12 protein-coding genes, 4 tRNA genes and 1 pseudogene are annotated in these 13,221 nt (G+C 57.7%); 8 read left to right on the top strand and 9 right to left on the bottom strand.

The genetic code is table 11. The features are described from left to right. The 3 genes from ABRP88_RS01570 to ABRP88_RS01560 form a co-directional block, all read right to left on the bottom strand. Positions 1-76 (bottom strand) — tRNA-Gly (locus tag ABRP88_RS01570). A 38-nt stretch (positions 77-114) separates the two neighbouring features. Beyond that, a tRNA-Val gene (locus ABRP88_RS01565) sits at positions 115-186 on the bottom strand. 54 nt (positions 187-240) lie between these two features. Continuing rightward, positions 241-316, bottom strand: a tRNA-Gly gene (locus tag ABRP88_RS01560). 255 nt (positions 317-571) lie between these two features. Here ABRP88_RS01560 and ABRP88_RS01555 point away from each other — a divergent pair. The 5 genes and pseudogenes from ABRP88_RS01555 (at position 572) to msrB (ending at position 3,965) form a co-directional block, all read left to right on the top strand. Beyond that, positions 572-646, top strand: a tRNA-Val gene (locus ABRP88_RS01555). An 88-nt stretch (positions 647-734) separates the two neighbouring features. Further along, a pseudogene (locus ABRP88_RS01550) lies at positions 735-1,636 on the top strand (DMT family transporter). Positions 1,637-1,681: 45 nt separating this feature from the next. After that, entirely contained in the window at positions 1,682-2,380 is a 699-nt protein-coding gene (locus ABRP88_RS01545; protein WP_349835861.1) for a pyrimidine reductase family protein, read from the top strand. Positions 2,381-2,386: 6 nt separating this feature from the next. After that, entirely contained in the window at positions 2,387-3,538 is a 1,152-nt protein-coding gene (locus ABRP88_RS01540; protein WP_349835860.1) for a glycosyltransferase family 87 protein, read from the top strand. 10 nt (positions 3,539-3,548) lie between these two features. Further along, entirely contained in the window at positions 3,549-3,965 is a 417-nt protein-coding gene (gene msrB, locus ABRP88_RS01535) for a peptide-methionine (R)-S-oxide reductase MsrB (protein ID WP_023022629.1), read from the top strand. A gap of 93 nt (positions 3,966-4,058) precedes the next feature. Here msrB and hemQ read toward each other — a convergent pair whose 3' ends face one another. Then, entirely contained in the window at positions 4,059-4,760 is a 702-nt protein-coding gene (gene hemQ, locus ABRP88_RS01530; protein WP_284782068.1) for a hydrogen peroxide-dependent heme synthase, read from the bottom strand. A gap of 146 nt (positions 4,761-4,906) precedes the next feature. Between hemQ and ABRP88_RS01525 the strand changes: the two genes are divergently transcribed. Beyond that, a complete protein-coding gene (locus tag ABRP88_RS01525) occupies positions 4,907-5,581 on the top strand; it encodes a DUF3000 domain-containing protein (protein ID WP_349835858.1) in 675 nt (224 codons plus the stop codon). Position 5,582: 1 nt separating this feature from the next. Further along, the gene (locus ABRP88_RS01520; RefSeq protein ID WP_349835856.1) at positions 5,583-6,803 is read left to right on the top strand and encodes an HRDC domain-containing protein; all 1,221 of its coding nucleotides are present in this window, start codon (positions 5,583-5,585) and stop codon (positions 6,801-6,803) included. Here the strand turns inward: ABRP88_RS01520 and dxs are convergent. The 5 genes from dxs to dut form a co-directional block, all read right to left on the bottom strand. Continuing rightward, a complete protein-coding gene (gene dxs, locus ABRP88_RS01515; protein WP_349835855.1) occupies positions 6,800-8,698 on the bottom strand; it encodes a 1-deoxy-D-xylulose-5-phosphate synthase in 1,899 nt (632 codons plus the stop codon). The two genes, ABRP88_RS01520 and dxs, sit on opposite strands and share 4 nt — an antisense overlap. Positions 8,699-8,804: 106 nt before the next feature. Continuing rightward, positions 8,805-10,061, bottom strand: coding sequence for a class I SAM-dependent RNA methyltransferase (locus ABRP88_RS01510; RefSeq protein ID WP_349835854.1), 1,257 nt, complete (start codon positions 10,059-10,061; stop codon positions 8,805-8,807). Beyond that, the gene (locus ABRP88_RS01505) at positions 10,054-10,761 is read right to left on the bottom strand and encodes a DUF3159 domain-containing protein (RefSeq protein WP_349835871.1); all 708 of its coding nucleotides are present in this window, start codon (positions 10,759-10,761) and stop codon (positions 10,054-10,056) included. Before ABRP88_RS01505 ends, ABRP88_RS01510 begins: the two co-directional genes overlap by 8 nt. A 29-nt stretch (positions 10,762-10,790) precedes the next feature. Beyond that, entirely contained in the window at positions 10,791-11,762 is a 972-nt protein-coding gene (locus tag ABRP88_RS01500) for a DUF3710 domain-containing protein (protein WP_349835852.1), read from the bottom strand. Positions 11,763-11,775: 13 nt separating this feature from the next. Next, positions 11,776-12,249 carry a dUTP diphosphatase gene (gene dut, locus ABRP88_RS01495; RefSeq protein ID WP_349835850.1) on the bottom strand — a complete coding sequence of 158 codons (474 nt, stop codon included), beginning with the start codon at positions 12,247-12,249 and terminating at the stop codon, positions 11,776-11,778. 103 nt (positions 12,250-12,352) lie between these two features. On the opposite strand from dut, the gene ABRP88_RS01490 reads away from it, so the two are divergent. Next, positions 12,353-12,823 (top strand): DUF3093 domain-containing protein, encoded by a 471-nt coding sequence (locus tag ABRP88_RS01490; protein ID WP_349835869.1) that lies wholly within the window; start codon positions 12,353-12,355, stop codon positions 12,821-12,823. Positions 12,824-13,221: the final 398 nt, after the last annotated feature.

The raw sequence follows: 13,221 nt of genomic DNA, 5'->3' as shown, positions 1-13,221 counted from the left end.
TGGAGCGGATGACGAGACTCGAACTCGCGACCCTCACCTTGGCAAGGTGATGCGCTACCAACTGCGCTACATCCGCATGCGAAACCAGGCCCGGTTTCTAGGACAAAGTCCTTGTGCGCGATACTGGGATTGAACCAGTGACCTCTTCCGTGTCAGGGAAGCGCTCTCCCACTGAGCTAATCGCGCGCTATTCATTTAGTTCCACTTTCCCTTTGTGGTGTAATACCCTCAAGAAAAGCGTGGAGCGGATGACGAGACTCGAACTCGCGACCCTCACCTTGGCAAGGTGATGCGCTACCAACTGCGCTACATCCGCATCGCGCCGCAGTGCTTAATGCTTTGCGGTGCGTGAACAAACATTATCGTGCTCCCTGTCAGTTTCCAAATCCCCAGCCCAGCACCCCTATTGCGCGACACACATCACGCATTTCTCCGCACCGTGAATTGCAGGGTTGTCATTTACCCCACGAGTAAACCTCCCCTGGATATCCGCGTCTACCCCACCTTCCACGCCTGCCATCCAGCCAATTAGGAAAATGGAATGAACCGGGTGTAGATTTATCCCCCGCAAGGTCCTATAGCTCAGTGGGAGAGCGTTCCGTTCACACCGGAAAGGTCACTGGTTCAATCCCAGTTAGGACCACCACCGCCCACTTAAGCTTAATTTTCTTCGCTTAGGTGGGCTTTTCCCATTCAAGTGGGCTTTTTGGCTTATCTGAGTAAAGTGTCCACCCGTGTTGTGGATACTTTTGGGAATTCTTGCTGGACTGGTCTTACCGATACAAACGCTGGTCAATACCCGCCTTCGCGCCTCCACCGGCACCCCGTTTTCCTCCTCGATGATCTCCTTCGCCGTAGGAACGGTAACCCTGCTCATCGTGGCCACCGCAGTTACCGGCGGGGACTACGGTATTGCGCAGGCTATTGATGAACCACTCTGGATTTGGTTCGGCGGTATGCTAGGTGTTGTCGCTCTGACCGGAAATATTCTTCTCTTTCCACACCTCGGCGCGGTGCAGACTGTGGTCTTGCCCATTGCCGGGCAAGTCATTATGGGGCTCATGTTGACCACTTTGGGCTCTTCGAATCCCCTCAATCGTCTTTAACGGTGGTGCGCGCCGTGGGCGCCATTATCGTGCTTGCTGGCGTGATTGCGGTGGTAGCCACACCGAGCGCAGCAACAAGTAATGAAGATTCCGCGACCGCCCTGTGGCTGTGGCGGCTAGCCGGATTTATTTTTGGCTGTTTTACAGCCAGCCAATCCGCCATCAACGGCCACCTTGGCCAGGTGACGGGATCTCCGGTGAGCGCTGCGCTAGTATCGTTTGCCGTCGGCGTTACCGCCTTGGTCATCATCAATATCGTGTTGCGCTGGCGCCCGCGCATCGAGCGCCCGGAAGGAAAACCAAACCCGTGGTGGATGTGGATAGGCGGTGTATTGGGCGCGCTTTTCATCTTCGGCAACGCCGCCCTCGTTCCGCAGATTGGTACCGGCCTCACCGTAGTTGCCGGCCTGCTTGGCTCGATGCTGGGCTCGCTCATCATTGACCGCGTAAGCGGCGCCCCCATTAAGTCCCGCCAGGTCCTGGGCATTGCCCTCCTTTTGACCGGTGTGGTGCTTATTCGGCTGGTGTAGCCAGCGGGACGATTCACACCTGCAGAACCATTACACTGGCAGACCATGGACATCGCTTCGCTTCTGGGCCCCGAACCCGCTTACCTGCCCGCCGTGCGGGCCAATATGGTTTCTACCCTCACCGGTTCTGCCACCATCAACGATCTTTCAGAGGCCATGGGCAATGACACTGATGCACAGCTTTTCCAGGCCCTGCGCGGCTGGGCGGACGTCGTCTTCGTTGGCGGGCAGACAGTCAGGTCAGAAGATTATGCGGGAGTAGAGCGCGACTCTCCCGATTCACAGCCCGCCCCCATCGCCGTGCCCACGCAAAGCTTGAAGTTTGATCCGGGTTCGAAATTCTTAACGCACTTCACCACTGCCCCGCTCTTCCTTCTCCCCCACGCCGCGTTGCAAAGCGCAGAGGTCTCCGCGAGAAAGCGCTCCATCGAGGCAGCAGGTGCAGAGGTAATCGATGCCGGTGACGGCACCATGCAGGACTATCTCCGCGTATTGCGGGAGCGTGGATTCCAGCGCATCCTCTGCGAAGGTGGGCCAGGAATGCTCGGCCAGCTGGTGCATATCGATGCGATTGATCAGATGTATTTAACCCTGGATCCCCACCTTTCCACCGGCGTAGAAAAACCCGTGGCTACCTTTCATGGCACGCACTCCCACCGCCGAATGCAGCTAGAAAATATTGCCGCCGATACAGATAGCACGGTGTTTCTGCGGTACTCGCGCACTACTGAGTCCGTAGACTAAAAGGTCGTGACTGCTCGAATAAACGCCGCCGCATGGCCTATTGCCGTTCTCCTCGTCATTCAGCGCGTCTTCATCGTGGCGCGCAATGGGACGCTGACTGATGATTTCACTACGGTCTATAGCGCGCTTAAGCGCATGGTCGACGGTATTCCGGTGTATGAACAGGCTTATAACCATGTGGATCCGCTATATCTCTACACCCCAGGCGCAACGCTATTCTTATCGCCTTTAGCGTGGCTCGATTTCAGCCTTGCGCGCGGACTTTTCATCGTTGTTAACGCCCTTGCCATCATTGCCGCACTGGCGCTGCTAACCCACGTGGTGGGAAGAAAGCTCACCTCGCCGGTTTTTCCAGTCTCGATCGCTTTAGCCTTCGCCACCGAATCAGTCACCAACACTTTGGCGTTTACCAATATCAACGGTGTGCTCTTATTCTGCATGGCGCTTTTCCTATGGGCTTTCTTAGCGGCTGAGCGCACCCCGCAGCTCGCGTGGGTCTCCGGCATAGCCCTTGGGCTAGCCATTTTGATTAAGCCCCAATTCGCACCCCTGCTTTTCTTGCCCTTGGTCAAGCTGCAATGGCGCAACCTCCTCGCAGGGCTCGGGATTCCGGTCGTTCTCAATGTCCTCGCGTGGCCGCTCGTGCCGGGTGCTAGCGGTTACCTCGACAAGCTGATGCCCTATCTTTCCACGACCCGCGATTATGCCAATTCCTCCTGGGCGGGATTGCGGGCCTATGTGGAATTCGGCCCCGTTCTCTACTGGGTGGTGTGGGTAGTCTTCGCCGCCTTGGTCGGGTGCGCGGTGCTCGGACTACTGCGGTGGCGACAATCCGAACCGGTATTTTGGGCGCTGACGACGAGTGGCACGATTATGGTCGGGATTTTCTTCTTGTCCTCACTAGGACAGCAATATTATTCAATGTGGTTATTCCCGCTAATTTTCACCGTGTTCCTACCGCGCTCGGTCTTTCACTCGGTGGGCGCATGGGTGGCTGCATTCCTGTTCTTGGCCCCAGTGACATGGACGTCGCAAGCGCACCCGGATGCTGGGCGGTGGGTGAACACTTTCTCCGGCACCGTGGGGTGGAGCCTGCTCATCGTCATCATCTTCGCTTCCGTTGCCGGGTGGTGGCGTGCCACGCAAATAAAGGATTAAACTTAAAGTCATGACTGATTTTAAGCTCATCGCTGATGCCGACTGGCAAAAGCGCCTTAGCCCCGAAGAATATTACGTATTGCGCGAAGCAGGCACGGAGCCGCCGCACGTGGGCGAATACACAGATACCACCACAGAGGGTGTCTACTCCTGCAAGGCCTGCGGCGAGGAGCTATTCCGTTCCACCGAGAAGTTTGCTTCCCACTGTGGTTGGCCTTCCTTCTTCTCCCCGCTAGCCGGTGACAAGATTATCGAGCGGGAAGATAATTCCCTGGGCATGCGCCGCGTCGAGGTACTATGCGCCAACTGTGAGTCCCACTTGGGCCACGTATTCGAAGGCGAAGGCTACGATACCCCGACTGACCTGCGCTACTGCATTAACTCTATTTCTTTGAACCTGGAAGAAAAGCCCATCGAGGAAAACTAGGATTTCACTACCACGCGCAGTGAGATCAAATGACAGCGCTGGAAGCTCCCTCCAGTTAAGGGGGGGCTCCCAGCGCTGTTTTTATTTCAAATCTTAGGGCAGAACCTTAATGAGTTCTGCGATGTCCTTCACGCGACGTCCGGTGTGGAATGGAATTTCCTCACGCACGTGGTGGCGGGCTTCAGTATAGCGCATCTTATACATCAGGTCCACAATGCGGTGTAGCTCGTCGGCTTCAAAGGCAAGGACCCACTCATAATCCCCAAGCGCGAATGCCGGTACGGTATTGGCGCGCACATCGGGGTAGTCGCGTGCCTGCATTCCGTGCTCCATCAAAATACGGCGACGCTTTTCTTCTTCCATCGTGTACCAGTCATACGAACGCACGAATGGGTAGACGGAAATCCACTCCTTGGGCTCTTCCCCCATGATGAAGGAAGGCAGGTGGGACTTATTGAACTCGGCCGGACGGTGCAGGGCATTTCCAATCCACGTTACTTCGCTCACCTGGCCCAAGGTGGTCTCCCGGCGGAAATCGCCAAAGGCTTTCTGGATATCGGAAAACTCCTCGGCGTGCCACCAGATCATGAAGTCCGCAGAATCGCGCATCGCGGTCAGATCGTAAACGCCGCGGACGGTGACCTTATTGTCCTTTTCTAGTTCCGCAAAGAATTCTTGGGCTTGGGAGATGATCTCCTCGCGCTCGCTGCCCAGCCCGCCGGGGATCACCTTGAAAACGGCGTGTTGGGAGTATTGCTGTACCTCGTTGAGTTCCTTGAAATCGAGCTTCGCCATTGCCTTCTCCTTTGCAGAAGCTTATTCGAATATTCGGACAAATCCATCATAAGTTGGAGTTAGACCGATTGTCATCCCCCCTGTGCACCTCCCACTATCGGCGCGCCTCCGCCAGCTCAAGGTAGTGAAACTATAGCTTTATCAAGGTGAGTAATTCCGAATCGAGCACGCCCAGCGCCGGTAAGAATGCCGGAGCCAACTCCGGAGATGGCGCAGCCTTTACCTCCCTACGCCGCAATGACGAGGCACAGGAGCCAACGACGCCGCCGGCTTTTACTCAGGCAGTAGAGTCCATGCACGCGGCCACTCTTCGCCCAGAAATTAGCCTAGGGTCCATTCGCCCACCGCAGCGATTAGCGCCCTTTAGCCACGCCATTGGCCTTGAGGTGGGCACGGAAGAGGAGCCGGATATCATCGCCACCGATTCAGATGGCGATGCCTTCGGGCGCCTCATCCTCCTTCATGACCCGGGCGCGGAAGAGGCCTGGGAGGGCGCAATGCGCTTGGTGGCGTATATCCAGGCCGATATGGATGATTCGGTAGCAGGAGATCCGCTGCTTCCGGACGTAGCCTGGCAATGGCTCAATGAAGGCTTGGAAAAAGAAGGCGCGGAGCTTACCAACCTCGGCGGTACGGTCACCTCCACCGCCTCGGTCCGCTTCGGTGAGATCGGCGGCCCCCCGCGCGCTTATCAGATTGAGATGCGCGCATCGTGGACGGCGGAGGGGCTGGATTTAGCACCGCACGTGCAGGCCTTCGCACAAGTATTAGCCAACGTCGCGGGGCTGCCGCCTGAAGGCGTTACTGAACTCGGCCGCTAAGATGGTGGAATTTCGGAAGCAACCGAAAGAGGGTATTCCGAAGGTATTATCCACGCCAGCGGAATTCACCGCTGCCGCCGCGCGGTTGCACGCTGGTACCGGGCCCTTTGCCATCGATACCGAGCGCGCCTCAGGCTACCGGTACGATGACCGCGCCTTTCTCATCCAGATTCGCCGTAACGGCGCCGGGACGATGCTTTTTGCCCCCGAAGGCCACCGCGCGGAATTGACCAAGACACTGGCTCCGGTGCTCAATGGGCAGCACTGGATCATTCACGCCGCGCCCTCGGATCTCCCGTCTCTTGGGTGGCTCGGGCTTTTCCCTGGCACCCTTTTCGATACGGAATTAGCCGCCCGGTTTGCAGGATTTCACCGCACCAATTTGGGCGCCATTATCGCGGAGCTTCTCGATGTCCAGCTAGAAAAAGGCCACGGCGACGATGACTGGTCCATCCCGCGGCTCAGCGAAGAAATGCGCGCTTATGCCGCACTCGATGTCGAGCTCTTACTGGAATTGGCTACGACGCTGCGCGATATCTTGGCCGAACAAGAAAAGCTGGACTGGATGGTGGAGGAATGTGCGGCGATCGTCGCCAAGCACGCGAATGACACCGCCCCGCAGCCGCACTCTTGGCGCGATATCAAGGGAGTATCGAGCCTAAAGAATGGGAAGCAGCGCGCCGCGGCGCAGTCTTTGTGGAACCTGCGCGATGATATTAGCCGGCGAACCGATACCGCGCCCGGGCGCGTGCTGCCCAATAAGGTACTAGTAGAGATAGCCCGGATCCTGCCCAGCACGCAGCCGCAATTAACCCGCATCAAGGGGTTTCCACGGCGGAGCAAAGGCGTCGCGCACCGCTGGTTACTGGCCGTGCAGCAGTCCCAGAATATTCCACCGCGCGGGCGCCCAGGCCCGCTTCGCCAGGAAAGAACCGTTCCCTCGAAATCGGTGTGGTCTAGGGAGTATCCACAGCAGTGGGGGGAATATCAAGAGATCCGCGCTGCCATTGGGGATATCGCCGAAGAGCTCGGGCTACCACAGGAGCTGCTGCTTCGACCCGCAACCCTTCGCGCCACCGTGTGGGCGGCCATTGGCGGGAGCGGAACCATCAGCCAGCCTGAAGATGTGCCCGCCTTCCTAGAACGCGAAGGCGCGCGGTCGTGGCAGGTCAACCTCGTTGCCCCGGCATTGATCGCGAGCCTATTCTCCCAGCCGCATTAAGCGGTCAGGTTTTCTACCCACTCGGTAATCGATGCAGCAATGAGCTGAGGGCTTAGGCCAAATTCTTCCAAAACCTCGCCGCGGGAACCGTGCTTGGGGAAGTAACCAGGAACACCCAGGCGACGCACTGGGGTGTCCACCTCTGCGGCGCCGAGGGCCTCAGCAATCATGGATCCAATTCCGCCGCGAATGAGGCCATCCTCTACCGTCACCACCAAATCGTGATCTGCCGCCATAGCGATGACGGAGCTTGCCACTGGTGCGACCCACCGCGGGTCGATAACCGTGACGTTGAGCCCCTGCTTCTCCAGCTCTTGCGCTGCCTTGATGCTCCGCGCGGACATCGCACCGATAGAAACGATGAGGACCTCGGGAGTATCCTCACCGGCGTCAGCCTCACCGTAGTAGAGGATATCGACGCCATCGGCAAGCGTATCCACGGCTTCCATATCGGGCAGCAAGTTTCCCTTGGGGAACCGGACGACTGAAGGCCCAGAATCAATGTCCAGAGATTCCTGGAAGAGCTCGCGCAGGCGCGCACCATCGCGCGGGGCGGCGATGTGCATGCCAGGGACAATGCTCATTAAGGACATATCCCAAATTCCGTTGTGGGAGGCGCCATCAGATCCCGTCACGCCCGCGCGGTCCAGCACGATGGTCACCGGCAGCTTAAGCAAGGCAATATCCATGATCACTTGATCCACGGCCCTATTCAGGAACGTGGAATACACAGCCACCACGGGGTGCATGCCGCCCAAAGCCAAACCAGAGGCAGAGGCCATGGCGTGCTGCTCGGCGATGCCCACATCAAAGAACCGCTCCGGGAAACGCTCCTGGAAGGGAGCTAGCCCCGTAGGACCCGCCATGGCTGCGGTAATCGCGACGATGTCCTCGCGCTTTTCCGCCGCCGCAATCAATTCTTCAGAAAATGCGGCCGTCCACCCTGGTTGCTTGGTGCCCTTGGCAACACCTGTGACTGGGTCGATAGCACCCGTCGAGTGCATCTGGTCCTTCGGCTCATTGACCGCCGGGGCAAATCCGTGGCCCTTTTCCGTGACCACATGCACGATAATGGGGCCCTCATAATCGCGGGCATAGGAAAGCGCATGCACCAAGCCATCGATGTCATGGCCGTAGATGGGGCCAATATATTTAATCCCCAGCTCTGGGAAAATCTCCGTGGGCAAGACGGTGGACTTGACGCCTTCCTTCATGGCATGGAGCGCATCAAAGGCGCGCTCGCCCACCCAGCCCATGGATTTTAAGCGGCGCTTGCCCTGCTCCATGAGCTCGTCGTAGCCATGCTGGGAACGAATTCGCCCCAGGTTTTCAGAAATGCCGCCAATGGTGGGCGAATAGCTGCGGCCGTTGTCATTGACCACGATGACTGCATTGCGCTTTTTATCTTCAGAAATATTATTGAGCGCTTCCCAGCACATGCCGCCGGTCAAGGCGCCATCGCCCACAATGCCAATGACATTGCGGTGGCCTTCCCCGCGAATCTTAAAGGCCTTGGACAGCCCATCCACAGTCGAAAGCGAGGCGGAAGCATGCGAGGATTCCGTCCAGTCATGCTCGGACTCACCGCGGTCCGTATAACCGGACAGGCCGCCCTTTTGGCGCAGGGTATCGAATTGGGCCGTGCGACCAGTGAGCATCTTGTGCACATAAGACTGGTGGGAGGTATCAAAGATGATGGGCTCGCGCGGGGAATCAAAGACCCGGTGCAGCGCAATGGTCAATTCCACCACGCCCAAATTGGGCCCCAAATGCCCACCCGTCACCGATACCTTATCGATGAGGCGCTGGCGAATATCCGCCGCAAGTTCCTCCAACTTTTCTGCAGGCAGTGCCTTCAGGTCTTGCGGCGAGTTTATGGTATCCAAGATAGTCATGGAGCGGCCTTCAACTCCTTCTGTGCTTAGTTCTTCCTATCCACCGTACCCGTGGTCCGTATTTTCTTTTATATCGGCTTCTTAATTCAGGCGGGGTATTTTCGCATTAAACAGCGTCCTGCGCCGAGTTATACGCCGCCTTATCTGGGGTAATAAGAGCGATTACCTCAAAGTGATGGGTGCCGGGGAAGGCATTGACCAGCGCCATTTTCTCGGGCTTATACCCAGCGCTTTGCCATAGGGACAGATCGCGGGCAAAGGTCGCTGGATCGCATCCCACATGCACCACGGCTTGGGGCTTTGCCTCCGCCACGGCGCGGACCACCTGCTCGCCTGCCCCGGTTCGCGGCGGATCGAGCACCACGGCACCGGGTTGGGGCAATTGCGCAGCAACCTGTTCTACCTTGGCGGATTTCACGGCAATATCGATATCGCGCAACCCCGGCTGCGTAGTCGCCGTTGCCGCGGGCGAATAGTCCACGGAAATGACTTTTCCGCCGGTGGCTTCTGATAACGCGGGCGCGAATAGTCCAACGCCGCCGTACAAATCCCAAGCGATCTTGTGCTGGTAATCCCGGCCGGCCAGCCACTGCCCTGCCACAGCGCTATAAATCTCCGGCGCCGCCACATGCGCTTGCCAAAATGCCGTGGCGGGGAAGGAAAACTCGCGGCCATTGACGTATTCGGCCACCGTGCCAGAGCCCTCGATGACCTCACGAATGGTCTCCACGCGCCTGCCTCGCGGGGCCTTGCGCGTTTCCACCACATGCCGGTTGCCGGCGCCATCAAGAACCGCGACGATTTCGGCCCCAGGGGTAAAACGCCGCGCGCCATCCCCAACCAGACCATCAATCAAGCCATCTGCTAATTGGGTACAACCGACGGACGTGACCAGCTCATTCGAGCGGTACTTCCGCAATCCGGCGCGGCCTTGCTTGTCGACGCCCAACCGGACCCTCGTCCGCCAGCCCCGTACCGGCGGCAGATCATGTTGCTCAATGGTGAGGGACTCGAGCCCCTCAATGCCGCTGCGGCGCAGCTGTTCGCGGAAGACATCCATCTTGATGTCTATTTCCGCTGCGGGATCCAACTCAGCAAAATCGCAGCACCCAGCACCAAGCTCCGCGGCGGGACAGCTACTGGGTACACGCAGCTGCCCTGCGGTGACGATGCCATCGAGTTCGCCCTTGATAAAGGACTTTTTTACCTTACCCGCGGTGGCACGAACCGTATCCCCCGGAAAAGCCCGCGGAACAAAGACGACGCGCCCGTCTGGGGCGTGGCCGATACCAAGTCCGCCATGGGCCATTCGGTCAATGGTGACTTCTACGGTGTCCCCGCGAGATACTGCGGACTCATTCATTTTCTGCCTCGAGCTCTTGTGTACTGCGATCTGAATTTGTAGCAAGTCCGGCATTTTCTGCCTCTTCTACCGCGGCGTCCGCACGGCGCACCATCCACACTGTTAATGCTGTCACCAACAGCGTCAAGGGCCAGCCCATGACGATCCTGGTAATTCCCAATGCGGTAGTCTCCCCGGCATCATAAATCGCGCGCTGGATGATAAACCGCGCTAAGAAGATAACGGCCCACCCGGCGGTGGCGATGGAATAGGCCCTCCGCGCAAGCTTTACCTTCTGCCAGGCCATATCATCGCCGTTCAAGCCCTTCCAGATAACGCCTACGGCCGGCCACCGGAAAAGGATGGATAACGCTGCGGCAATAAACAAGGCCAGCGACATCCAAATGCCGTATAGGAAGTAGCCTTTGGCATCCCCGGTAAACCATGCGATGGCGGCGCAAATGGCCACGCCGATAAGTCCAGATATGGCCGGCTGAATAGTCTGTTTGCGAACGATGCGCCAGATGGCGATCACTACCGCCACACCCAGCGCGGAGATCAGCGCTGGGGTGAGGCCATAGAGGCTATTGACTGGAATAAGGACGACGATGGGCAACGTGGCCGCGACGAGGCCGGGTAGGCCTCCCATTTGTTCCAACAGAGTTGGTTCAGTATCGCGGTCCTGGTCGTCGCTTAGCTGAGGAGCCTGCGGCTCCGGCAAAGAGTTACTCACGTAGCGTTCTGCTTTACTTACTTATCGGTATCGGGGTTAGACCCCTTGTCTTTGTCATGTGCGGGAGATTCATTCTCCCCCTCGGGTGGCTGCGCGCCCAAATCGCGCAGTTGCTTTTCCGCTTCCGCCTCAGCGGCAGGATCGGGGCCGCCTACCCCGTTTTCTGGGTGGCCTTGGGCCGGCTGACCTTGGGCATTTGCGCCGGATTGTTCCTGCTGGCGCTTTTCCATGGCTTGTTTAACCTGCTCCACCAGCTGCTTTGGCATGATGACCGGCAGTGCATTGCCCGCCAAAATGGGATCCTCACCGCGGTAAACAAAGGTACGCGATGCTACGTCGCGCGCGATCTGCGCCAAATCTTCTTCAAGGCCGGTAGGTGCTGCAAGAGTTAAGCGCAGCATCCACCGCGGGCCCTCGGCGCCAATGACGCGGAGTTGGCCGTTGCCATTTTTGCCAACGATTTCCAGCCCCCAGGGGCCTTGCTCGGTGGTAACGGAAAGTCCATCGCGGCTCATGCCTTCCTTGATTTCTTCCACGGATTCTGCCCACTGTCCAGGCTTGCGCGGAGCTGCGAAGGCAACGGGAGTAATACGACCAGCCTTGGTGACAATGTGCAGCATCTTAGGGCCTTGTTCACCCATTTCCACCTGGACCTGGGAGTCCTTTGGCAGCGGAATGCGCATCGAGCCAAGGTCAAGGATGCCGATGGATGAATCAGAAAAGTCAAAGTCTTCGATATTGACGGAATCGCCATCGAAGGGCCCGGTTTCGCCGTTCACGGCATCGTGGGCAAACTCCGTTGGCACCTGTCCCGAGGCTGCGGCGGCATCGGCAGCCGTATCTTTTACGGATTCAAAAGAACTCGAGTCAGCCGAAGCCGTTCCTGCGGAATCAGCAGCAGGCTCTTGCGACTGCGATTGCTGAGAGTTCTCCGGCTCTTCCTTTCGGCCGTCATCGTTTTTCTTTTTGCCAAATGGCCAAATGCCCATTTTTTAATCCTTCCTATATCCCAGTTGATCCGTAGCCGCCGGTACCGCGGTCGGTCTCATCCAAGTCTTCTACTTCGCTAAAATCCATTAGTTCTACACGCTGTACCACGAGTTGAGCGATGCGCATGCCGCGCTCGATCTCGATCGGGGTGTGGGGATCGTGGTTAATCAGGCACACCTTGATCTCCCCGCGGTAGTCAGCATCCACGGTACCCGGCGTATTGACAATGGACAGCCCGTGTTTAGCTGCTAAGCCGGACCGCGGATGGATTAATCCCACGGTGCCGAGCGGTAAGGCCATGGCGATACCGGTGCCGACAAGTGCGCGTTCGCCAGGTTGGAGGGTAAGCGCCTCCGCGGCGTAGAGATCGGCACCGGCGTCACCCCGATGCGCCCGAAATGGCATCGGGAGCCCTTTATCGAGGCGCTTAATTTTGACGTCTCCTACTGGCGTTAGTTCCTGCGGTAGCGAATTCGAATCAGTCACTTAGCCAATCCTACCTGCCCCAGCCGGTTCATTCTGCGCCTGGAGTGGACTAGACTGCCTAGGCGTGTCTGATATTTCTGCTCCTCAACCCGCTGCCCCGAAAGTGTTGTATCGCGAACGCCAATGGGTGCCGTGGTACTTCTGGATTTTTGCAGCAATCGTTGTGGCTTTAACCTCAGCTACGGCCGGACTTAACCGCTCTGTGTGGTGGACCATCATTCCCGCAGTCCTGCTCGGCGCCATCGCTATCTGGGTGCTCATCACGTGGTCTGGGACCGTTGTGCAGGTGGAACAAGATGAAGATGGAACGCGATGGTTGCTAGTCAAGGATGCGCAGTTACCCAATGAGGTTGTCTCTCGTTCGATTACCGTTCCAAAGTCTGCGCGCCATAACGCACTGGGCCCGCAATTCGATCCGGCCGCATTCTTGGTCTCTCATGCGTGGATTGACGAGCACGCCATGATGGTCCTCAATGATCCGGAGGATGACACCCCATATTGGCTCATTGCCTCGAAAGATCCAGACCAACTGCTCCGCACCTTCCTGCCAGAGCAGCACGCAAAAGGCTCGTAGATTCTAGGGGTCGCTGCTTTTTAGAAGGCGTCACCTGTGAGAGTGCCGTTGGTGTTTTTCGGTGCTACTACATCCCCCGAGCAAGCCCCCGCATGACAGCATTAAAGAAGACTTTCGGTCGCACCTTACGCGGGTTCTTGTACCATCAGTGAAAAGTTGGACTAGGAGGAGATCACAATGGGTTTCGGAGGAGCTCTACGCAGAACTCAGAAAGATGGGAAACCCTGGATACCTCCGTGGTGGTTTTCCTTTGTGATACTGCCACTAATGGTGATCGCTGAATTCTACGTCATTCAAGTAACCGGTTGGCGTGGAGTGTCCTCATCAAACGTAGAGGGGGTTGCCTGGAGCGAAGTGAGCTCTGACGGCATCGTCCTTCACGTAGTGGGGTACATGGC

Source organism: Corynebacterium sp. KPL2734 (assembly GCF_040225595.1).
GTDB classification, from domain to species: domain Bacteria; phylum Actinomycetota; class Actinomycetes; order Mycobacteriales; family Mycobacteriaceae; genus Corynebacterium; species Corynebacterium rhinophilum.
This window is presented reverse-complemented; position numbering and strand designations above follow the sequence as displayed.